This is a genomic window from Acinetobacter rathckeae, assembly GCF_015627125.1.
Taxonomy (GTDB): domain Bacteria; phylum Pseudomonadota; class Gammaproteobacteria; order Pseudomonadales; family Moraxellaceae; genus Acinetobacter; species Acinetobacter rathckeae.
The window spans coordinates 1-22,318 of the sequence record NZ_VTDO01000005.1 but is presented as its reverse complement, the minus strand read 5'-3'; the positions used below and the strand labels follow the sequence as shown (position 1 = coordinate 22,318).

Below are 22,318 nucleotides of genomic sequence, written 5' to 3'. Positions count from 1 at the left end.
CACCCTTGGAGCACACTTTAGGTGACAAAACAATATTTAACACATCGTTGTTTAATTGCACCACCCGGTATGCACGATGATACCTTTGCAAATACACTCATTTATTTAGCACGCCATGATGCAGATGGTGCACAAGGCATTGTTCTAAACCAACCTAGCAATATTGAAATTAAAGAACTCCTCAACGACTTAGATATTGATGCAGACCACGTCAACCCACATGCCGTTTTACAAGGTGGCCCTTTACGCCCAGAAGCAGGCTTTGTCTTACATACCGGCCAACCAACATGGCACTCTTCTATTGCCATTGGTGAAAATGTTTGTATTACCACCAGTAAAGATATTTTAGATGCCATTGCCCACAATGAAGGCGTAGACAACTACCAAATTGCACTCGGTTATGCCAGTTGGCAAAAAGACCAACTCGAAGCTGAAATTGCCCGTGGGGATTGGCTCATTTGTGAGTCAGACATGGACTTAATTTTTAATTTGGCTTACACCGACCGACTCAGTGCTGCCTACAAGAAAATTGGCGTAGACCCAACCCGTCTTTCAGTGGAGATTGGGCATGCCTAATTCCATCAATAGTATTATGGCCTTTGACTTTGGCACACAGAAAATGGGCATGGCGATTGGCCAAAGTAGCATACAGTCGAGTACACCCTTGGCACAGTTCCCCATGAAAGATGGTATTCCACAGTGGGAGCAATTGCTCAAGATTGTGAAAGAGTGGCAACCTGATTTATTTTTGGTCGGCTTACCCCTTAATATGGATGATAGCGAATCAGAACTTTCGCTGAGAGCACGTAAATTTGCACGGCGTTTACGTCATCAAACCAACATTGAAACCTATATGGTCGATGAGCGGCTCACGACACGCAATGCCCGTGAGCAGCTTGAAGGCTATCAGAAACAAGGGCGTGGAAAATCACTCTCGGCCGACAGTCTTGCAGCGGCTATTTTGATTGAAAACTGGTACGAGTACCCAACACCCATCAAACCTTAAAACTAGTGCTTCTGTGCCGTAGGTAAAATTCTTACGGTTGCAGTTCTCCCCGCCACAAAGGTCATTACATTCTTTGGTTCTTCATCTAGCATAATTTTCACAGGAATACGCTGTGCCAAACGCACCCACGTAAATGTTGGGTTCACATTGGCCAACAATGAACTACTTGCACTACGCTCACGATCTTCAATCCCCGATGCAATGCCTTGTACATGTCCTTTCATAACATTTGAATCACCCATTAGCTCAATACTGGCTAAATCGCCCACATGTATTTTACTCAGCTTGGTTTCTTCAAAATAGCCCACCACATATAACTGCTTACGGTCAACCATTGCTGCAACTGCTTGCCCTACTTTCACATAATCACCCACACGCATATCAAAATTAGACAACGTGCCATCAGCAGGAGCAACCACAGAAGAACGCTCTAGGTTTAAAGTAGCTAAATTCAAATTACTTTGAGCAACAGCAATCAGTGCATGTTGTTGTTTAATATTGGCCTGTGCTTGCTCAATACTGGCTTCTAGCTGTTTATCTTCTGCATGTGACTGTGCTTTCACTGCCAATACTTGGTCTTGCTCTTGTTTTGAAATTGCACCGTTCATTAAATTGGCATAACGCATGGCATTTTGGTCGGCCAATTTTGTATTGGCAACCGACTTCACCACACTGGCTTTGGTCTGTGCCAAACTCGCCTCTGCTTGGGCTAAGCCTGCTTGGGCTTTGGCTAAATCAGACTTGGCTTGTGCCACACTCAAGGCTTGACGTGCTGTGTCTACTTCAAACAAAAGCTGACCTTTTTTAACCGTCTGATTGTCTTGTACCAATACTTGAGTGACCAAGCCTGATACATCGGAAGACACTTCTATAACATCTGCTCTTACACGGCCATCTCGTGTCCATGGCTCTGCATTATAATAGTCCCATAAATGCCATACTGTGAGTACGGCAAGTATAATTAACACCAGCATAAGCAATGGTCTAACTGCTTTACGCACCTCAAATGAACTCATTGAATAACCTACTTCACCGTAAACCAAATAAAAATATAGTGCATGCATAACAAACACAGCAGATACAAACACACATGAAACACACCAACAAACATCACCCAACCACGCTCTACACACACACGCGTGCAACGACTCACCACTAAAAACAGCACATAGGCCAAAATCGCTTGCACTAAAAAGCTCGGAATAAATACGCCATACAGATTAAAATCACTCATGCAACTTGCTCCACATGCTCACGTATGCCCATTTGCTTAAAAATACTATTTTCAATGTTATTTAAACTCATACAAACACGTTGTTTAATATTGCTATTTTCTTCGCAGATCAAAGCCTCACGAATGTCTTGTAAAACAATAAACAACTGCGTTTGCATTTCAGCTGTGACCTGCCCATGTTTTTCTAAGGCTTGAAATAACGCGACACATACACCTTGTAACCTCAGCAAGGCCTGCTGTAAGGGCGGTGAAATGAGTTGTGATGATGCCAACTCATGCAGCCGAGATAAATCAACTGTGGCACTGGTTTCAATCAATGCATGTTGCATTGCCTGTTTAATATCTTTGGACTGCACCAATTTACTATTGAGCACGCCAATGCGGTCAATCATGCTTCGCAAACGTACTCTAAAGGCAGTACCGTAAGACATATAAACCATTTTTTGCATGGCACGATAATGCCTTTGTAAAATACGTGTAGCGGTTTGTTCAGGTGACATGGCACGAATAAAATAAATACTCACCAAAGCACACAACACCCCTAAAACCATGGCAAAATCTGCATCTAAAAATGAGACCGCATCCATGGCATAACGATTTTGCAGGTTCATAGACATAATACTCACCACGCCCAAAACTAAGCCTAAAGCCATTAAGTTTGGTCGTGAAATCAGCAATGTAAATGAGATGACTGCAGGGGCAAGTACCAATGCCAACTGCCAAAACTGACTAATATTTGGAAATATGGCAAAGGCGTATACAAATACAATGCAAAATGAAGTCACGCTACCCCAAAAAAATATTTTTAAGGCAGGTATCGGATTATCTATGGCCGTTAAAATACAAGAACAAACGGCGGCCATTTGTGCCATCATAAACCCAGCTTTCCAACCGGTTAAAATCCACACTGCCACTGCAAAAAAGGTACTACATAAGGCGGCTAAGCCCCCTCTAACTGCCACACCATGGTCTCGGTGTAAACTTGGGTAATGTGTCGTTAATGGCACAATATTTTCTGGAAAATCTTTACGCCCTTGCTGAATAGATTGCCAAATAAAATGAACGATTCGTACATTATGAATATAATGGCGTAAGTCCATTTGCAAACTATTGAATACCGTTAAATCATCTTGTCCAACATGTTGTCTAAGCTGTGTAAAAATCACAGAAAAATGATCGGACAATGCTTCTAATTCAGTTTCTTCAAGGGTTTTATTTTGATGTAAAAAACCTAAAACATCATCAGACAACTGCACTAAAATAGCGTCAAACTCAGCATTTTTTTGGGGCTGTAATTGTTTCAATCGTTCAGACATTGCCACCAAATTGGTCACTGCCATCGCAAGCTGATGTAGCATCTCTTGTATTGGTTTGGTCATGCCTTTTAAGTCAGAGTTTTCAAACCACAAATGCACCGCCATACTGTGTATTTCACTCATTTCACGAGTGATGGTTGCCACTTCTTGGCTATAGTCTTGTGGCTTTAAATCAAAAGTAAATACCTTCTTAAACAGTGCATCTAGACTACTCAGATTACCTTCAACACGCTGTTGAATAATTGGCCCAATATGCACAGGTAAAATGACTGCAGACACCACAGCCGAACAAATCACAGCAATACCAATTTCTAAAAAACGAGCCAGCGCAATATCAAAAATACTATGTGTGTCTATGCTATTAATGGCATTAAATACAATCATGGCCACCGTATAACCAGACAACATGAGCATATAGCTACGAGGGGTACGGTCAAGCAAAGAAACATACAAACAAAAGCCAACCCAACCTGCAATCACACTGGCAAACAACCACGGCGTATTAATTAAATGAGGCATTATCGCCACTGCAACCACTGCCCCCACCGCTGTGCCTGCTAAACGATACAGTGCTTTAGATGACAGCATACCCGCATAAGGATTTGCAATAATCATGACTGTACCAATCGACCAAATTGGATTAAGCAAATCGAGCGAGAAGGAAATAAATAGTGCGGACATTGCTGCAATATAGGTCTTTATCGCAAAGATCCAATCGAGCTTACTCGGACGAAAAGCCACGAGCTGTTTCAAAATTTGCATGATGTTCCTTCGCACCTAGAATTTATGTCATCTGACCACAGACAATACGTCGCCACACGCCACGCAATAACAATATATTTTCTTTATTAGATATTTATTTAAATTATGATGGCAAAACAAACTTAAAAAGTCAACAAAATATCTTAATATGATAATTCACTAGTTATTAAGTTTTAATTATTACCTGAGTTATGCTAAAAAGACCATGACATCACCGTGATTGCGCATTGAAGGAAAAATAACGCACCATGTCTATGACCAGTTTTGGAAAAATATTGACTGTACTCGACTTATTTTCAGTGAGTAGACCCGTCATTAATGTTGACCTCATTTGCGATGAGTTGGGACTTTCAAAGCCAACCAGTTATCGTTATTTAAAAGAGTTGGTTGCTACAGGATTACTGCAACGCATCTGTGGCACATCTGGCGATTACATGCTTGGGCCAAAAATTGCAGTGCTTGATTATATTTCTAGAGCCACCGACCCTTTGGTTCAAATGAGTATTCCATTTATGAAAGATATTGCAGAGCTAACCGAGTTAGACTGCATGTTAACTTTTTTAAACCATGACTATTGTATAGACCTACACAGCGAGTCATTTCAAAAACATAAACTGCTGTCTTATGGCCGTGGCAACCCACGTTCTGTGTATATGGGCTCATCGCCTAAAATTATGGTGTCGCATTTAAGTAAAAAAAGCTTACAAGCCTTTTATGAAAAATATGCCACAAACCTCATCGAAACAGGTTTTGCCAACAGTGAAGATGTTTTTCTACAACGCATGAAAAAAATTAAAAAACAAGGCTATTATTTTTCACAAGGTGAAGTACTAGAAAATTATGCAGGACTGGCCGTGCCGATTGATTATTCTAAGAAACTACCACCGTTGGCACTCACCATTATTGGGTCAAAAAATCGCTTTAGTTTTGTTGACTTAAATAAACTGATTGCCATGCTTAAAGACAGTGCGAGACAAATTGAACAGCAGTATTTTGAGCTGATTCATCAAGCTGAAGCGGAGCAATAAAAAAAACACCTCTCAAGAGGTGTTTTAAACAATACAAAGCTGACACTAAGGCTGTTTTAAAAACGGCCATGCCGCTCTTAAGTAAATGACCATCGACCATAAAGTTAAAATCACGGCAGCATACAAAATAATATAAGCTAAAATATCGAGTGGTTGCCAGTTTAGTAAAAATACACTAATCGAAATCATCTGAAAGGCTGTTTTATATTTTCCCACCGTAGACACAGCCACATTGGTACGCGCACCAAGCTCCGCCATCCATTCACGTAAAGCAGATACCGTAATTTCACGTGAAATAATCACAATGGCTGCAAATGCCATAAATATGGTTGGCTTCCATTGCACCAGCACAATTAAAGCAGCAGCAACCATCAGTTTATCTGCCACAGGGTCTAAAAAACGCCCAAAGGCAGAGGTCTGATTAAGTACACGTGCCAAATAGCCATCAAACCAATCTGTCACAGCGGCTAAAATAAATACAGAGGTGAGTAATGCATGACGAAAAACAATGCTATGTTCACTACCATGCACACCAATCACAGGTGGCCAATACGCAATCAGTAAAAAAACGGGGATTAATGCAATCCTTGCGATGGTCAACACATTTGGAATATTCAGGATCTGCCCTGTACTCATGATCTACTCGCCACCTTGCTTTGCCGATTGTGTGTGCAATCTCATTAGATTAAATAAATTGTATCTAAATATGATGCCACTTTATACGAAATCGGCAACACTGTCGACCATGAAAATCGAGCGAATTTGTCAAGTATTGCTCCCTTCGTCAATCTTTGCCTATGCGTTACTCATGTAACACCTTATAAATGGTACGAGCCATTGCAGATCCAATGCCAGATACCCCAGTTAGCTCTTTTTCAGAGGCTTTTAATACCCCTTGCATACCGCCAAAATGGGTTAGCAAATCACGGCGACGTTTTTGACCCAAACCGGGTATCACTTCAAGCACAGACCCCGCACGGCGTTTATCTCTCTTGGCACGGTGTTTGGTTATGGCAAAGCGATGCGCTTCATCACGTACCTGTTGTATTAAGTGCAAGGCTTTGCTGTCTTCGGGTAACTGTATTTTTTCACCATGGGTAAAGTGTAGTGTCTCTAAACCTGGTTTACGCCCTTCGCCCTTAGACACCCCCACCATAAATGCATCTAAATTCAGCTCTTGCATCACTTCCATTGCCATATGGAGTTGCCCTTTACCCCCATCGATAAGTAATAAATCAGGTAACATGGCTTTTTTGTAACGGCGAGTCAGTGCTTGACGCATGGCAGCATAATCATCCCCTGCTTGTATATCTTCAATATCAAACTGTCGATAATCTCGCTTCCGCATACCGCCTTGGTCAAATACCACACAAGATGCCACCGTGGCCTCACCCATGGTATGACTAATATCAAAACACTCTATACGGTCTACACTACGCCCAAGTAACTGCTGTAACTGATGAAATCGCTCATGTAACTCTAAATGATTACTGAGCTGTCCTTTAATGGCATGTTCGACATTCATTTGTGCCAGTTGTAACCATTCGGCACGCGTTTCTCTTACACTCGATTTAATATGTATACGTTTTTCTAAACTTTGCGAAAGGGCTTGTTCAAGCTGTGCTTGGTCAGGCAAGGCTTGGTTAATAATTAACTCTTGTGGGACTTCATCGGCAACCTGAAAATAAAAGTTCGCCATAAAGTCACTGAGCATTTGACCAAGATCATCACTTAGCATATCTGGAAAATAGCTCTTACCACCCAACATACGCCCATTTCGTACATGCATAATTTGTACGCAGGTGACCCCTGCAAGATGTGCTATGGCTAAAATATCGGCCTCGCCTTTGACTTTATACACCGCTTGCTGTGCAGAGACTTCACGTAATAAACTCAAACGATCTCTATAAAACACTGCTTTTTCAAACTCAAGTTTTTCTGCGGCTTGCTCCATATTTTCAATCAGTTCCTGATTTAAGGCTTTGGTATTGCCTTGTAAAAACTGTATGGAATTATCAACATCTTGTTTATAACTTTCAGGTGACACCAAACCCACACACGGTGCGGTACAGCGTTTAATTTGATACTGCAAACACGGTCGTTTACGCTGAGCAAAATAGCTATTTTCACACTGCCGTACGTTAAATAATTTTTGTAAGGTCAGTAGCATATCTTTGGCGGCATATGCACTTGGATATGGGCCAAAAAACCGTCCTGCTTGATGTCGTCCTTTGCCTCGCCCACTGGCAATGCGTGGATAGGGCTGATCTGCCGAGACATAAATATAAACGTATGACTTATCATCTCTGAGCAAAATATTATATGGTGGGCGGTGTAACTTAATTAGGTTTTGTTCTAACAACAATGCTTCTGTTTCAGAACGCACAATCATGGTTTCTATGTCATGAATCCGAGCCACCAATGCTTTGGTTTTTGGGTGGTCGATGGTTTTAACAAAATAGTTAGACACCCTGTTTTTTAAGTTTTTGGCTTTACCCACATACAACAGCTCGCCCTGCTCACCCAGCATTTTATACACACCCGGCAATTGCGTCATGTGATGAAGTATTTTTTGAATATGTACACTGGTATTTGGGTTCACGCCATGCCTTCTTTTGCCAACCAACTTGTCTTATGTAATGTATGCGTGCATATTTTCAAGGCTTACAGCATAAAAAAACCATGACTTTCGTTAAATGCAATTTGTCCCAACACAATCTTGTTAATTTACACTAAAATAGTCACGAGCATAAATTTTAGATTTTAAACCCACAACATACAGACAAAACGTAAAGGTTCAGTTATTTTAAAATAACACCCTTTAACACCTATCACATGGGCATGTGGTCATACTCATACACACATAAGGAGATTAGGGCATGATTTATAATGGCCCTGCGATAAGCATACAACGATTAGAACAGGATATTGCAGCACTACGTTTTAAAGTGCCACAGGATAATACAACGCTTTTTCACAGCGACTTTTTTAATGATTTAGACAACGCTTTAAATTGTTTAGACAACGAACGCCATATTTCAGGGTTACTGCTTTTAGACTTACACTGCTCATTTTCAACCTTGTGTCAGTACTATCAACAACAATTACAAACACCCTGTAGCGAAGAGCATTTAACCCATTTTCAGACGCAGCTTAACCGTATAGAAGACTATAGCTTTCCAACGGTGGCTTTGATTGAACAACAGGTATTTGGCCCTGCCGCTGAAATTGCTCTATGTAGTGATTACCGCATCTGCACTCATCAAGCACAACTATTTTTAGCAGCACCAAGCTTTGGACAAAGCCTGAATTTGGGTGCAAGCGTTCGCCTGCCTCGACTGATTGGCCTTGAACCTGCCCTTGATGCTTTACAACAGCACAGCCCATACACTGCCACGAAGCTACTTCATTTAGGGCTTGCAGATGCCCAAATCACGACAGATGATACCCTCAACAGTGCAGTGCTGTATCTACAATTAAAACAGCAACAACCTAAACCATTCGACAAAACACAGCCTATTCAACTGAGCAGTATTGCTCAATTTATGATTTTTGATCAGGCACGAGCACAGACCTACCAACAAAAGCCATTGGCACATTACCCTGCCTACAAAATTTTACTCGACACATTAGAGCAGTCCGTCAATTTAACACGCTCAGAGGCACAACAGCTTGAGCAACAGGCTTACCTAAAAATAAACAACACATGGCAAGCCCAAGCATTAACCACACAATATTGTTCACAATACCTCACACAGCAACATCAATCAGAAGCGCTACACACCGTGGCTTGTGTGGTCAACAGCTATCAACCATGGCTTGGTCATCTTCTTAAACAAGGGTTACAAGTCTATGTTGAAGACACAGGGCAAGACTTTAACCACAGTACATTTGAGCAAGCCCTTGAAAAAGCCCATATAACATCAGATCGGTCTGGTCAAACTATATATACTCGCTACACCCCACTTAACCCTAACATTGAGTATGTCTTTGATCTCGTGGCAGAAAACTTAAATACCAAAGTGGCTCGCTTAAAAGACATACAAACCCAAGTGGCAAAAAACTCTGTGGTATTAGTCAACAGTCCAATACTTTCAGCACAAACATTGGCGGAACAACTTGACCAACCCGAGCACGTACTGGTGATGCATCAATTTACAAGCCCACACCACACACCATTGGTTGAGTTAGTTACACATACCAAAGTGAGCCAAGATACACTCACTCAAGTTTCTAGCCATTTACAACAACTCGGTCAAATGCCTATTTTAGTTAGCCCTCAAATGGGTTTATTTAGTCAGCATATTTTAACGGCGTATATCACTATACTGTCTGATCTGATCCATGAAGGCATCGACTTTGCTTGTATTGATCACGCCCTACAAGAATTTGGCTTTTTAGAAGGCCCTGCGGCACTGATTGACCGTGTTGGTTTAAAACAATATGTTGCTGTCGAAAAAAATGTACGTGGCAAACAAGCCATTATTCCTAAACCGATTCAACACCTTGTTGAGCAAGGGCATTTAGGTAAAGTACACGGGTTTGGCTTTTACCGTTACGACAATAGTGCCCAAAAAGCCCAAACTAACCATACCGTATATGATGTATTGTATGGCGAGCAACCTTTTCATGTGGTTGAAAATGAATACATTATTGACCGTGTTTTAATTACATTATGTAATGCCACACTCCATGCAATCACTCAAGGCATCATCAAAAATGCTCAACAAGCAGATCTTGCTTTAGTACATGGTTTTGGCTTTCCAGACATCTATGTCGGGCCGTGCTATTACATACAACACATTGGTTTAGAACAATATATTGCTTTATGCAACCGCTATGCTCACTTAGGTGAGAGCTACCACGCACCGGCCGAGATTCAACATAGACTATCAACACAGCAATTATTTTATACGCAGGGAGTGGTTTAACATGTCGAAAATCAAACCACACGATATCGTTATTGTAGATTGTGCCCGTAGTGCCATGACACCTGTATATCAGGGACAATTTCAACACCTACAACCCGAGCAATTGGCTGCACGAGTTGTGACTGGACTTTTACAACGCCATCGCTTTGACCTGAACGATATAGATGCATTGATGCTCGGTTGTGCGCACCAAGAACAACAACAAAGCCAAAATATTGCACGGCGTGTTGGCTTATTGGCCCAACTCCCCACACAGATTAACGCCCATAGCATTAATGCATTAACAGGTTCATCCATGCAGGCGTTGCATCATGCCACTGCACATATTATGGCAGCACAAGCCGATGTATTTGTACTGGCAGGTCTAGAGCATATCACGCCATTAACCACCGCACAGGCATCGACTGAAGCCAGTAAATATTACCCATCTATGGCACAGCACAGTGCGTATAGCCATGATGTCTTGGCAAATATGTATGAGATTAGCCGAGAACAACAAGACCAAATGGCCTTTGCTTCACGGCAAAAAGCACAACTTGCACAGCAAAGAGGCTTACTAAAATCACAGATCATTGCTTTAGAGGGTCAAGCCAATGACGGTTCAGCGATGTTATGTATCGAAGATACAACCGTTGATGCAGACCCATCACTACTCGACTTAAAACAACATACAACACTGTCTCACTTGCCAAATGCAAGTCTTACATTAGGCAACAGTACTGTGCCTGCAAGTGGTGCTTCTGCCATGTTAGTCATGTCACACCACTACGCAAAGCAATGTGGCTTAAAAGCACGTGCCGTGATTCGAGCCAATGCCGTGGCGAGTTGTGACCCTGCGATTGCCCCATTTGCAGCTGTACCTGCCACACAAAAAGCATTAAAACGAGCCAATCTAAGCACCCAAGACATACAGCATTTTGAAATACATGAAGCTTCTGCCAGCCAATACCTTGCCACGGTGCAGGCTTTACAACTGTCAGAGCAACAACAGTCCATTAACCCCTACGGTGGTGCCATTGCTTTCGGTGATGCCAGTGGTGCAACAGGGCTACATCTGCTCACCTCACTGCTACACGGTATGGAACAGCAAGACCATCAGTTTGGTTTAGCCAATTTAGCCATGCCTTTAGGTCAGGGGATGTGTACAATCATCGAAAGAATATAACGAGGTGTACATATTATGGGCTTGGGCTAAGTTTCTTACCTTGCCTTTTAATACTTTACCTCCATGTATACAACGGTCAATTTAATATTTTCGGGAAAAAAAGATGCGTGTAGATATTTGGTCAGATGTCGTATGTCCATTTTGTTATATTGCAAAAAAACGCTTAGAACGCGTTGCAAGTGAAATGCAAGAACCATTAGAAATTTACTGGCACAGTTTCCAACTCGACCCAGATGCACCCACATCACATCAATCGTCTAACACCGAGCGTTTAGCAGTTAAATACCAACGCAGTGTAGAAGATGTTGAAGACATGCAACGCAAAATTGCAGAAATGGCTGCTGAAGAAGGCATTGATTTTCAATGGCAAAAAGCCAACTCAGGCAACAGCTTTAATGCGCATCGTCTTATTCATATGGCACAAAGTAAAAATCTAGGTTCAGAAGCACAAGAAGCCTTTTTTAAAGCCTATATGACCGAAGGCCTTGCCATTGGTGAGCGTGAAGTACTGGATGAAATTGCCTCTCGTATTGGCCTAGAACATGGCGAAGTAGAAGATGTTTTAGACTCTAATGCCTTTGCCGATTTTGTAAAATATGATGAAGAATTAGCACGAGATAAACTCAAAGTAACAGCTGTACCATTTTTTGTATTTGACCAACGTGTGGCTTTAGCAGGTGCACAGCCTGCACAAGTCTTGCAAGATGTGATCACTAAAGTGCGTCACGACCAAGCCAATGCAGATGACACACCCACTGAGGCAAAATAATTTTAGGGGGTGGCTTTCAGAGTCACCCCTTTTTTTAATAAGATAAATACCCAATCAACCCTATCATTAAAACTATAAATTTCAATAACTTTACCTATTTTTATAAATTACTCCCGATCACTCCTATTCATTGAGAATGATTATTAGTAATATTGCGTAACTTTTTATGCTTGAATAATAACAAGGCGCAAAATGAATAACATGTTAGGTTTTAAATTAAAATTATCTGTATTGGGGCTTAGTATCACTTGCATCATGTTGTCTCAAGTGGCACAGGCAAAACAAGAAAATTATAGCAATCTACCCGTAATTACTGTTGAAGCAAGCAAAGAATCGAAAAATACAATTTCAGCTGGGCAAGTGAGTCGTCAGAGTCAAATTGGTATGTTGGGTAATAAAGATACACTTAACACCCCATTTAGTACAGCGAGCTATACAGCAAAATACATAGAAGATCATCAAGCAAAAAGTGTCGCAGAAGCATTGGCAAATGAACCCTCTGTACGCAATTACTTTGGGGGGAATAGTTTAGGTGAGTATTTTAATATTCGTGGTTTAAATGTCACAACTGAAGAATTTGCATGGAATGGCCTGTATGGTTTAAGCCCACATAATCGTACACCAACGGAGTTTTTAGAGCGTGTAGAAGTATTGCGTGGAACAAGTGCGATGCTTTATGGTATGTCTCTTGGCGGAAGTGTCGGTGGTACAGTCAATTTAGTACCTAAACGTGCAACAGACGAACCTATGACACGCTTTACAACAAGCTATACATCAAAATCAAATATTGATGGACATTTAGATGTTGGACATCGCTTTGGTGAAGGTAATAAGTTTGGTGTTCGTGTAAATGCAGTGAAAGGTCATGGAGATACAACGCTTGATGGACAAACTGAAGACCGAACACTTGGATCCATTGCATTGGATTATCGTGGAGATCGGTTAAGAACATCATTAGATGCATATTATATTAAAGAAAAATATGAAGGCGGTATGCCATTAATGGCGTATTTTACAACCTCTTCTATTTTGAAAGCACCAAAAGCTTCTACGAATATTATGCAGAGTGCATACGCAAGTAGTGAAACAAAAGCCATTATTGGACATGCGGAATATGATTTTGTACCAAATTGGACAGCGTATATCAGTAGTGGCACCAAAGAGCAAGAGTCACATGGCGCAATTGCAAATAATGCACTATGTACTGTAAACAGTACAGATGGTGGTTGTATTGCGATTGGACGTAATATCACGAATATTACACATACGACTTCAGGAGAGCTGGGTCTACGTGGGCAGTTTAAAACTGGCGTTATTGATCATAATCTTGTATTAAGCGGAAATGTAGAAAAACAAAATACAGACTCGGGTTACAGTACATTGTCATGGAAGTCAAATATCTACGCACCAACCAATAATAATTTGTTTCCAAATGATCCAACTTTCGTACCAAAAACTAAAGAAATTACATTGTCGAGTGTTGCACTTGCCGATAATCTTTCTTTTGTCGATGACAAGTATCAACTGCTACTTGGAACGCGTTTCCAAAATGTAAAAAGCCAGAGTTGGACAAATAGTGGAACAGCGATTACAGGAACAACATCTTATAAAAAGAGTGCAGTAACACCAGCAATAGGATTCGTGATTAAGCCTTGGAATAACTCTATTTCTCTATATGGTAACTATATCGAAGGCCTAAGCCAAGGTGATCAAGTTACAGTAACAACTGCTACAAACTATGGCCAAGTTTTTGCACCTTATAAAACCAAGCAGTATGAACTTGGCACAAAATGGGAACATGGAGCCTTTAGAAATACATTAAGTCTTTATCAAATTAATAAACCAAGCATGATCTATGATAAATCGAGTAATAGCTATAACGCAGATGGTGAACAGCGTAATCGTGGTATAGAGTGGACGACTGCGGGCAATATCACAACAGATGTACGCTTACTCGGTGGCATAAGTTATATAGATGCGATTACCACGAAAACTGCATCTGATGCCTATAACGGAAATAGAGCTTATGGTGTGCCACATTGGCAATCCAATCTTGGCTTAGAGTGGGATATTGCACAATTACAAGGATTAACCTTGACCACCAACACGATTTATACCGGCAGTGAGTATGTAGATACAGCAAACACAAAACAGATTCCAAGTTGGTTTCGTTGGGATCTAGGCGCCCGCTATATTACATCTATTTCTGGACATAAAACCACGTTTATTGGTGGCGTAGAGAATGTAATGAATAAAAGTTATTGGACTGGTGTTTATGCTGGATATTACCTCTCTGAAGGTTCACCACGTACACTCAAACTGTCTATGTCATTTAACTTTTAATTAATTTTTGGCTTCGGAATGTTGCACATGAATCATGATAAAAAACCATGGCCATTACTTATTAGTGTATATACAACACAATACATTGGCATTACCTTTATTATTTCAGCAACATTCGCCATACTCAGGCAAAGCGGTATTGCTTTAGATAAACTTGCTTTAATTAATTTAGTAGCATTGCCGTTATTAGGAAAGGTGTTATATGCCCCGTTAGTTGATAGCTTTAGAGTCTACTTTCAAGGCCAATATCGATCTTGGTTGCTCTTAGCCCAATTTATGATGACTACCTTACTGTTTATTTGTGGCTTCTTAGATATACAACGACATTTTTCTACAATTTTAACACTGTTTATTATTTATACATTTTTTATGAGTGTACAAGATGTAGCAGTTGATGCATTGGCATGTAAAATATTTATTGCTTCTGAAAGACAGTTTGCAAACAGCATTCAATATTCAAGCAATTTAATGGGGAATATTATTGGTGGTGGATTACTTCTTATTTTATACCCTTGGCTACATTGGCAAGGTGCACTATGGATCTTGGCATTTTTAACTGCGATTTCAAATGTACAAATTTTCTTTTATAAGGAACCTGAAAGTATTTATGAAAATCCACATAAAAATGTTTCAGAACAATTTAAAAGTCTTGCACAGCAAATTAAAGTTTTTATAAAACAACATAAAACTTGGTTCTGTTTATTATTTATTTATCCAATCGGTTTTACAGCAGTATTTGGAATGCTTAACCCTTTATTGGTTGATGCAAAATGGTCACTTACAGATATTGGATTTGCAACTAAGATATTTGGTTCGATTGTGGGTATATTCTCAGCATTTTTAGCAAGTTTTCTCATTAATAAACTACGCCGTAAGTTTGCACTGATTGTATTGACCTTACTACAGGCAAGTGCACTTCTTTTATTTATTCCACTGACTTTGGGCTATACCCATAAAGTAATGGTTTACAGTGCTATTTTCGCTTATTTCATTGCCAACCCTGGCTTGATGTCTGCCCTATCTACATTAATTATGGACAGGGCATCTCTCATGCCAGCAAAAGCAACTTTCTTTAGCTTACAGTTTAGTTTAGTTGTATTTATGGGGTTTGCTTATTCAGCACTTGGCTTGGCATTAGCACAGCATATTGGTTATACCGCTGTTGTCTTTTCAACATTTGCTTGCGCACTGATTGTCACTGCACTGACATGGAAATTTTTGCCTGATACTCCTTTAGAAAATCACTGAGCTTATTATGAAGAATTACACCACTATTCAAGAGCAAGATCGAAAACTTGATGTTATGGATCATGTGAACCAAGATCACACTAAAGAGTTATTAATGATTGCGCAAAGTTATGGAAAGAATATGGAAATCTCTGAAGCACATATCATTGATATTTTTGAAGAAGGTATATTGTTACAGGTACGTGAGCATTCAGCGTTCAATAAATTATTTGTAGACTTTGAATTACAAGGTGACTTAGAAGAGCAAATTTTATATTTGGCATACAATTCATTTGTTAAACAAAAAATTGAATTTACAAATAATACAAAGCAATACTTTGAAGTGATTGAAAAAAAACAAATCACTAAAAATATGACGAGGCTAACCATCGAAAGCCAAAGACCACTTCCTGAGTATTATGCAGGCTATGCCTATGGTTTAATCTTAAAAGTTTTAGAAAAGTCACAACCCATTAAAGTTAAAAAATCGAATAAAAGTGGACTGATTAAAAATACATTTGATCGTGGCTTTTTGTGGGTTATGAAGCATTTATCAAGCCAAAAACGCCAAAAATTGCTTGAAACCATGAATAGAGATATTCGTCTTTATACATTACGTCAGTCTTTTGGTAGTCAACAAGGCTACATTGATATTTTCACGCATGGTCATAGTGCCGGTAGCCAATGGGTAGAGCAGTTACAGATTGGCTCAATCGTGGCGAGCCGTACAGAAACTGATGATAAGCACGAACACTTACATGAAGGGCAAGCCATCTTAATTGCAGATGAAACAGCTTATCCTGCTTTAGCGGGTATTTTAGATTTCTGGAAGAACCCTCAATCACCCATAGTTATTTTGCTGTGTAACGATACAGAAGACTTACGCTATTTTGAAGGTTACTCATTTCCACAAAATACTGTTGTAAAACATATAAATTGTGATGCCTTACAACAAGGTACACAAGCCATTGAATATTTAAGTTATATTGAAAAAATAGACAACGTTTGGGGGGCTTTAGAAAATACATCGGCTAAGCAAGTTAGACATTATTTGCGTAATCAACGTAATCTATTGAGTAAAAACAACCACATTAAAGGCTACTGGCGATTAATCTAAGATTATTTATGGTTCATAGTGATAAAAATTCATAAATACACGTTTTAAATACTGAGCACTGCTATACCCTGTTTGTATAGCGACATATTCAAGAGAAAACCCTTCTTTAAGCAATGATTGAGCACATCTCATTCGTGCTTTGAGGAGGTATTCACCAATGGTATAACCTGTCGTTTCTTTAAAGAACTGTTTTAAGTAACATTCATTTATACCAACTTGTTTTGCTAAATCACGAATAGTAATTTTTTTATAAAATTGTGCATCTAAAATCTCAATTGCTCGTTTAATTGGTAAAAGAGCTTGGTGCTGATATTGCTTGTTTTTTAACAACAAACTAATTAGCTCTAAAGTTGCTCCTTCTAAGTGAAGTAAGTCTAATACAGTTTTTGCCGTTGGCAAATTGAGTAAGTATTGAGCGTGATGCTGTATATCTTTATTGGGTATTTCAAGTATATGTATTGCAGGTGAATGACTATTTAAGAAAAATTGAATAAAAAAGTTACTTGCATCTTCTGGAGGTGTTAATTTTTCCAATAAATCTTGATCAAAATCAAGTGTAAGCAAAGACATTTCTTGATTTGCTTGTAGATAAATGGTTTGTTTCCCAAGGATTCCTCGGCGTAATATAATTTTTGGAGACTCTATAATATACTCTTGATTAAGATCACTATTTTTAATGTAGTGCGTACCTGAAAGTAATAAAGTGATACCAAAAGAGAATAAATGTCGATTCCCAGTCATTTGAAGTGGTCTTCTTAACCAATATTTTCCTTTACCAATGCACAAACGATTAAAATCATACAATTCTGTAAAACCTTGACCTTCCGATGGGTTAAATAGATTGAGTTGATGGTTTGGTAGTTGGGAAATAGTATCTATATAAAGCCCATTTGAACAATTTATGATTTCTTTATGTATATCAATAAATTTAGACATATGGTAGTCTCAGTAAGATTCTAGAGTAAACAATAATGATTTTCATTAAAAATATTATCAGTCTTTCATCTTATTTCAATTAAATGTATTAAAAAAACAGAATAATTTACATCACCGAATAACCCACTATTTGATTAGTTTGCTTATTAACATGACAAACCTGATACGCACATAAAGACTCAACCTTATTTCTTTATTTTAAATAGTTTGATCTATCTTAGTTAATTGAATAGCTATCATATTTTTGCGATGATTATTTACTAAATCAATACTTTATAACTTCAATTTTTCTTTCAAGTTTTAGTAAACATATCTAGCACCTGTATAGACTGAGTTTTGGCTGTTTTATATACTTGAGATATTTATTTTGTTTTAAAAATGCCAATCGTTTGATTCAAATTTTATAAAAAATCATCGTCTGTACAAAATAAAGCGGTAATATCATGCATAGTCGCTAGGGCTTAGAGTTGTGTTAAAATTCCATAAATATCTCTAGCCACCTGATTTTTCAACTATATTCTTATCTCTGATAAGCGTTAATTTAGAATTATAAAAACCATAGGTAAACAACATGCTAGACATCAACTGGTTATTATACTGCTCTTATCTAGCCACCATTTGTGCCATTATTATTACACCTGGGCCGAACTCACTGTTAATGGTGCAACATTCCATTGCCTATGGAAAAAAAGCTTCGCTATTTAATGCACTGGGTAGTGCAACTGCAGCTCTACTACTCATGCTCATTTCAAGCATTGGCTTACAAATAATTCTGACGCCACATCTCTTGCAATTTCTTTCTATTATTGGTGCAATTTATCTCATATATTTAGGTATAAGCACCATAAAACACAGTAAAAATTTTACTGCCCACGCCCTACTTCAACCATCACAAGTGACAGGTTTTAAATTTTTTAAAGATGCTTTTTTCGTTGGAATAAGCAACCCCAAAGACATTTTGTTCTTTTTACTTTTCATGCCCCAGTTTCTTGATAACACTATCAGCTTTACTGTCGCATCAAGTCTATTAATCATTGGTTGGGTGGTCTGTGACCTTTTGATTATGAGCCTATATGCTCTTTTGGCCGGTAAAATTCAGAAACTTTCACAACATAATCTGCAACGTATCTCACATATATCAGGTGGTATTATTACCCTCATTGGTACGAGCATTTTGATTAAAATGATCATTTAACAAGGGTTTAATGAAGCAAAACGATTAAGCATAAGTTCGTGACCGCATAAATCATCAAACAGTGACATCAAACTTTACTATTATGCTCATATAATGTCATTGCTAGCATTCGGGTCAGAATTAAACACCGTATATTTTCAGTTTATTTTAAGTGTGTCGTAGAAAATCATGTACAAATATTTTTTAAAGAATCACTGTGGCTCAATTATACAATAACACCTGTGGTGTGCTGATTATTCCATGTATTTTGGGGTGTACACTGTATACAATGCCCGTTTTTTTAAGTGCAAAAACATGGGCAAGGCTTCCTTTCAACCAAAATTCTACCAGCCACAGAAAAAAACACCATGTACACAAACCCAAGCAGGTACAAGAGCCCACCCTACCGCCACCGCCTGTGACTCCAGAATATGTTTTAGGTTTTGACCCATATTCACCCGAGTTTGCGAATGAACTCATGGCCGTATTTCGCCAAGACTCTTTAGCCACACGCCTCAAAAAAAATGAGAAAGCACATCATAAAGTACGTACACTTGGTACAACAAAGAAAAAAACCAGCACAAAAAAAGCGACTAAAGCCAAAGAAAAGTTATGGATTGGTCAAATACTACAAGATGTATCTAAGGTTTTACCGTTTCAAAGTAACCTAGACCTAGGATCTAACTCTACCTCAGATGTGTATGTACAAGTGAGTGCAGCCAAAAGCTGGCCGTTATTTGCAAATTGGAATTTAGATACCAGCCAAACCTTTCGCTATGGTGCACAAAGCAAAAACTACTCTGAAACAGACTTTAATTTCTCACAAAAAAGTACTAGCTCTGACCTGATGTCTAATCAGTTGTCTGTCATTAAAACCTACGAGTCACAATACAACTGGAGTGACAAATTATTTATGAAAAAGAAACTATGGTTAGACTATCAGCTAACCTATGGTTTATATACCAGTGGCTTATATAATAAAGACAAAAAAGAAGTCGAACTACAAAGCTGGGGGCCTTATTTAGGCTGGCGTTTGCCCTTATGGCGTACGTGGTTATATTTGGACAATGATATTTCTTATTATAAAGACACCACCTCTAGTGATGGTTATAACTTCAATGTTAGCTTGCAACTTGAAGCGATTTTTTAAAATACCAAAAGGCTTATAAATAAGCCTTTTGGTACAAACCTTTGTTCTTACTTCACCAATAGGCTATTAATACGTTTTACATAGGCCGCTGGATCTTCTGGTAAACCACCTTCAGCAATTACCGCCTGATCAAAGATGACATTTGCTAGGTCATCAAATTGCCCTGTTTGCTCCAATTTTTTCACCAATGGGTGCTCAGGATTAATTTCAAGCGTTGGCTTCATGTCAGGTACAGCTTGACCTGCTTGTTTCAGCATACGTGCCAACTGTGGTGACAACTCACCTTCATTGGTCACTAAACATGCAGGTGAATCGACCAAACGGGTGGTTACACGTACATCTTTAGTTTTGTCTTTTAATGCTTCTGTGAGTTTATCTACCACAGGTTTAAATTGCTCTTGGGCTTGCTCAAGGGCTTTTTTCTCTTCAGCATCTTGTAAGTCACCTAAGTCAACTGCACCTTTAGCAATACTTTGCATGGCCACGCCGTCAAATTCATGTACAAAATTCATTGCCCATTCATCTACACGGTCAGCCATCAATAATACTTCAATGCCTTTTTTCTTGAACAATTCAAGTTGTGGCGAGTTTTTAGCCGCAGATAAGCTGTCTGCTGTCACGTAGTAAATGGCTTTTTGCCCTTCTTTCATACGTGCTTTGTAATCTGCAAGTGACGTTGTCACTTCATCATTGGTTGATGTAGCAAAACGTAGTATTTTTAAAATACGGTCACGGTTACCCGTATCTTCACCTAGGCCTTCTTTCAGCACTGAACCAAATTCAGCATAGAATTGCTTGAACTTTTCTTGGTCTTTTTCATCTTCAGATTTTGCCAAACCATCAATCAGTGTTAAAACACGGCGAGCATTACCTTCTCGAATCAGCTTCACATCACGACTTTCTTGCAACAACTCACGGCTGACATTCAGTGGTAGGTCTGCACTGTCTACAACCCCTTGCACAAAACGCAAGTAGTTTGGAATCAGGTTGTCGGCATCGTCCATAATAAACACACGTTTCACATACAGCTTAATGCCTGCTTTTGCTTCACGCGTAAAAATATCATGTGGTGCTTTACTTGGAATATACAATAACTGCGTATATTCAGTATTCCCTTCTACACGGTTATGCGACCATACCAATGGCTCATCAAATGCATGGGTTAAGTTTTTATAAAACTCAACATATTGCTCATCAGTCACATCGTTTTTACTGCGTGTCCATAAAGCACTGGCTGAGTTAATGGCTTCCCACTCATCTGTTTTAACCATTTGACCGCCTTTTGGTGTTTCACCTTCAGCGACCTCCTCTTCTTGCCATACTTCTTTTTGCATTTGAATAGGTAGGCTAATATGGTCTGAGTATTTATTAACAATCTGTTTTACTTTATATGATTGTAAGTAGTCCAAAGCATCTTCACGTAAATGTAAAATGATGTCTGTTCCACGTGAAGTCTTGTTGATTTTTTCAACAACAAAATCACCTGTACCACCACTTGTCCAACGTACCGCTTCATCATGTGAAGCACCTGCACGGCGTGACTCAACCACAATTTGATCTGCCACAATAAAACCTGAGTAAAAGCCTACACCAAACTGACCAATCAGTTGTGCATCTGACTTCTGATCTCCCGTTAGCTTAGACATAAAGTCTTTAGTGCCAGATTTTGCAATTGTACCTAGGTTTTCAATTGCCTCTTGTTCACTTAAACCAATCCCGTTGTCTGAAATGGTAATGGTTTTATTGGCTTCATCTAAAGCAATACGAACATGTAAATCTGGGTCATTTTCATAAAAATCTGGGTGATTGATACTTTCAAAACGTAACTTATCACACGCATCTGAGGCGTTAGACACCAACTCTCTTAAAAAAATTTCAGGGTTAGAATATAACGCATGTGTTACTAAATGGAGTAACTGTGCCACTTCGGCTTGAAAACTATGTTTTTGTGAAGAGTTTTGATCGCTCATCATCTTTCCTCAATGATCTGATTTATTGTAAAGATGCTTTTATCAATGGTGTAACTGAAAAAAATTTCAAGTGTATTTTTTATTTTTATGTCTCGTTGTCTTTTTACACGCATAAAAAAACAGCTTCATACCCACCGTATAAAGCTGTTTTTTCAAGCTAACGTTTAAAATTTATAGCTAACACCTAATG

General features: G+C 39.1%; 18 protein-coding genes. 11 read left to right on the top strand and 7 right to left on the bottom strand.

Features of this window, described 5'->3' with window-relative positions; genetic code table 11:
* Positions 1-21: 21 nt before the first annotated feature.
* The gene (locus I2F31_RS09110) at positions 22-576 is read left to right on the top strand and encodes a YqgE/AlgH family protein (protein ID WP_195768883.1); all 555 of its coding nucleotides are present in this window, start codon (positions 22-24) and stop codon (positions 574-576) included.
* Positions 569-1,006, top strand: coding sequence for a Holliday junction resolvase RuvX (gene ruvX / locus I2F31_RS09105; protein ID WP_195768882.1), 438 nt, complete (start codon positions 569-571; stop codon positions 1,004-1,006). The genes I2F31_RS09110 and ruvX overlap by 8 nt, the downstream gene beginning before the upstream one ends.
* 2 nt (positions 1,007-1,008) lie before the next feature.
* Here ruvX and I2F31_RS09100 read toward each other — a convergent pair whose 3' ends face one another.
* From I2F31_RS09100 to I2F31_RS09090, 3 genes are read right to left on the bottom strand one after another with little or no spacing between them, the layout of a single operon-like run.
* Positions 1,009-2,022: a biotin/lipoyl-binding protein gene (locus I2F31_RS09100; protein ID WP_195768881.1), complete on the bottom strand. Its 1,014-nt coding sequence runs from the start codon at positions 2,020-2,022 to the stop codon at positions 1,009-1,011.
* Between the two features lie 8 nt (positions 2,023-2,030).
* The gene (locus I2F31_RS09095) at positions 2,031-2,240 is read right to left on the bottom strand and encodes a DUF1656 domain-containing protein (RefSeq protein ID WP_195768880.1); all 210 of its coding nucleotides are present in this window, start codon (positions 2,238-2,240) and stop codon (positions 2,031-2,033) included.
* Positions 2,237-4,318 carry an FUSC family protein gene (locus I2F31_RS09090; protein ID WP_195773806.1) on the bottom strand — a complete coding sequence of 694 codons (2,082 nt, stop codon included), beginning with the start codon at positions 4,316-4,318 and terminating at the stop codon, positions 2,237-2,239. The genes I2F31_RS09095 and I2F31_RS09090 overlap by 4 nt, the downstream gene beginning before the upstream one ends.
* A gap of 248 nt (positions 4,319-4,566) precedes the next feature.
* Here I2F31_RS09090 and I2F31_RS09085 point away from each other — a divergent pair, with 248 nt between their 5' ends.
* A complete protein-coding gene (locus tag I2F31_RS09085) occupies positions 4,567-5,346 on the top strand; it encodes an IclR family transcriptional regulator (protein ID WP_195768878.1) in 780 nt (259 codons plus the stop codon).
* 45 nt (positions 5,347-5,391) lie between these two features.
* Here the strand turns inward: I2F31_RS09085 and pgsA are convergent, their stop codons facing one another.
* Together pgsA and uvrC are read right to left on the bottom strand one after the other, a co-directional pair.
* Entirely contained in the window at positions 5,392-5,982 is a 591-nt protein-coding gene (gene pgsA / locus I2F31_RS09080) for a CDP-diacylglycerol--glycerol-3-phosphate 3-phosphatidyltransferase (RefSeq protein ID WP_195768877.1), read from the bottom strand.
* 166 nt (positions 5,983-6,148) lie between these two features.
* Positions 6,149-7,903, bottom strand: coding sequence for an excinuclease ABC subunit UvrC (gene uvrC, locus I2F31_RS09075; RefSeq protein ID WP_213014858.1), 1,755 nt, complete (start codon positions 7,901-7,903; stop codon positions 6,149-6,151).
* A gap of 322 nt (positions 7,904-8,225) precedes the next feature.
* Between uvrC and I2F31_RS09070 the strand changes: the two genes are divergently transcribed.
* The 6 genes from I2F31_RS09070 to I2F31_RS09045 all read left to right on the top strand — a co-directional run bounded on the left by I2F31_RS09070 (position 8,226) and on the right by I2F31_RS09045 (position 16,898).
* Positions 8,226-10,277: a 3-hydroxyacyl-CoA dehydrogenase NAD-binding domain-containing protein gene (locus tag I2F31_RS09070; protein ID WP_195768875.1), complete on the top strand. Its 2,052-nt coding sequence runs from the start codon at positions 8,226-8,228 to the stop codon at positions 10,275-10,277.
* A 1-nt stretch (position 10,278) separates the two neighbouring features.
* Positions 10,279-11,442, top strand: coding sequence for an acetyl-CoA C-acyltransferase (locus I2F31_RS09065; protein WP_195768874.1), 1,164 nt, complete (start codon positions 10,279-10,281; stop codon positions 11,440-11,442).
* A 103-nt stretch (positions 11,443-11,545) separates the two neighbouring features.
* Positions 11,546-12,211, top strand: coding sequence for a DsbA family oxidoreductase (locus tag I2F31_RS09060; RefSeq protein WP_195768873.1), 666 nt, complete (start codon positions 11,546-11,548; stop codon positions 12,209-12,211).
* Between the two features lie 192 nt (positions 12,212-12,403).
* The gene (locus I2F31_RS09055) at positions 12,404-14,554 is read left to right on the top strand and encodes a TonB-dependent receptor (protein ID WP_195768872.1); all 2,151 of its coding nucleotides are present in this window, start codon (positions 12,404-12,406) and stop codon (positions 14,552-14,554) included.
* A gap of 27 nt (positions 14,555-14,581) precedes the next feature.
* Complete coding sequence (locus I2F31_RS09050; protein ID WP_195768871.1) at positions 14,582-15,802, top strand: MFS transporter; 1,221 nt, start codon at positions 14,582-14,584, stop codon at positions 15,800-15,802.
* Between the two features lie 7 nt (positions 15,803-15,809).
* Positions 15,810-16,898: a siderophore-interacting protein gene (locus I2F31_RS09045; RefSeq protein ID WP_195768870.1), complete on the top strand. Its 1,089-nt coding sequence runs from the start codon at positions 15,810-15,812 to the stop codon at positions 16,896-16,898.
* Between the two features lie 6 nt (positions 16,899-16,904).
* Here I2F31_RS09045 and I2F31_RS09040 read toward each other — a convergent pair whose 3' ends face one another.
* The gene (locus I2F31_RS09040; protein WP_195768869.1) at positions 16,905-17,834 is read right to left on the bottom strand and encodes a helix-turn-helix transcriptional regulator; all 930 of its coding nucleotides are present in this window, start codon (positions 17,832-17,834) and stop codon (positions 16,905-16,907) included.
* A gap of 571 nt (positions 17,835-18,405) precedes the next feature.
* Here I2F31_RS09040 and I2F31_RS09035 point away from each other — a divergent pair.
* On the top strand, positions 18,406-19,029 hold the full coding sequence (locus tag I2F31_RS09035; RefSeq protein WP_195773805.1) for a LysE family translocator: 624 nt from the start codon (positions 18,406-18,408) through the stop codon (positions 19,027-19,029).
* A 196-nt stretch (positions 19,030-19,225) separates the two neighbouring features.
* Complete coding sequence (locus tag I2F31_RS09030) at positions 19,226-20,158, top strand: hypothetical protein (protein ID WP_195768867.1); 933 nt, start codon at positions 19,226-19,228, stop codon at positions 20,156-20,158.
* A gap of 47 nt (positions 20,159-20,205) precedes the next feature.
* On the opposite strand, the gene htpG is transcribed toward I2F31_RS09030, so the two are convergent.
* Positions 20,206-22,128, bottom strand: coding sequence for a molecular chaperone HtpG (htpG, locus tag I2F31_RS09025; protein ID WP_195768866.1), 1,923 nt, complete (start codon positions 22,126-22,128; stop codon positions 20,206-20,208).
* Positions 22,129-22,318 lie beyond the last annotated feature (190 nt).

Bases quoted from the DNA above. Each gene is read 5' to 3' on its own strand.
- ruvX (WP_195768882.1), top strand. From the start codon at position 569: ATGCCTAATTCCATCAATAGTATTATGGCCTTTGACTTTGGCACACAG.
- I2F31_RS09100 (WP_195768881.1), bottom strand. From the start codon at position 2,022: ATGAGTTCATTTGAGGTGCGTAAAGCAGTTAGACCATTGCTTATGCTG.
- I2F31_RS09095 (WP_195768880.1), bottom strand. From the start codon at position 2,240: ATGAGTGATTTTAATCTGTATGGCGTATTTATTCCGAGCTTTTTAGTG.
- I2F31_RS09090 (WP_195773806.1), bottom strand. From the start codon at position 4,318: ATGCAAATTTTGAAACAGCTCGTGGCTTTTCGTCCGAGTAAGCTCGAT.
- I2F31_RS09085 (WP_195768878.1), top strand. From the start codon at position 4,567: ATGTCTATGACCAGTTTTGGAAAAATATTGACTGTACTCGACTTATTT.
- pgsA (WP_195768877.1), bottom strand. From the start codon at position 5,982: ATGAGTACAGGGCAGATCCTGAATATTCCAAATGTGTTGACCATCGCA.
- uvrC (WP_213014858.1), bottom strand. From the start codon at position 7,903: ATGACGCAATTGCCGGGTGTGTATAAAATGCTGGGTGAGCAGGGCGAG.
- I2F31_RS09070 (WP_195768875.1), top strand. From the start codon at position 8,226: ATGATTTATAATGGCCCTGCGATAAGCATACAACGATTAGAACAGGAT.
- I2F31_RS09065 (WP_195768874.1), top strand. From the start codon at position 10,279: ATGTCGAAAATCAAACCACACGATATCGTTATTGTAGATTGTGCCCGT.
- I2F31_RS09060 (WP_195768873.1), top strand. From the start codon at position 11,546: ATGCGTGTAGATATTTGGTCAGATGTCGTATGTCCATTTTGTTATATT.
- I2F31_RS09055 (WP_195768872.1), top strand. From the start codon at position 12,404: ATGAATAACATGTTAGGTTTTAAATTAAAATTATCTGTATTGGGGCTT.
- I2F31_RS09050 (WP_195768871.1), top strand. From the start codon at position 14,582: ATGAATCATGATAAAAAACCATGGCCATTACTTATTAGTGTATATACA.
- I2F31_RS09045 (WP_195768870.1), top strand. From the start codon at position 15,810: ATGAAGAATTACACCACTATTCAAGAGCAAGATCGAAAACTTGATGTT.
- I2F31_RS09040 (WP_195768869.1), bottom strand. From the start codon at position 17,834: ATGTCTAAATTTATTGATATACATAAAGAAATCATAAATTGTTCAAAT.
- I2F31_RS09035 (WP_195773805.1), top strand. From the start codon at position 18,406: ATGCTAGACATCAACTGGTTATTATACTGCTCTTATCTAGCCACCATT.
- htpG (WP_195768866.1), bottom strand. From the start codon at position 22,128: ATGAGCGATCAAAACTCTTCACAAAAACATAGTTTTCAAGCCGAAGTG.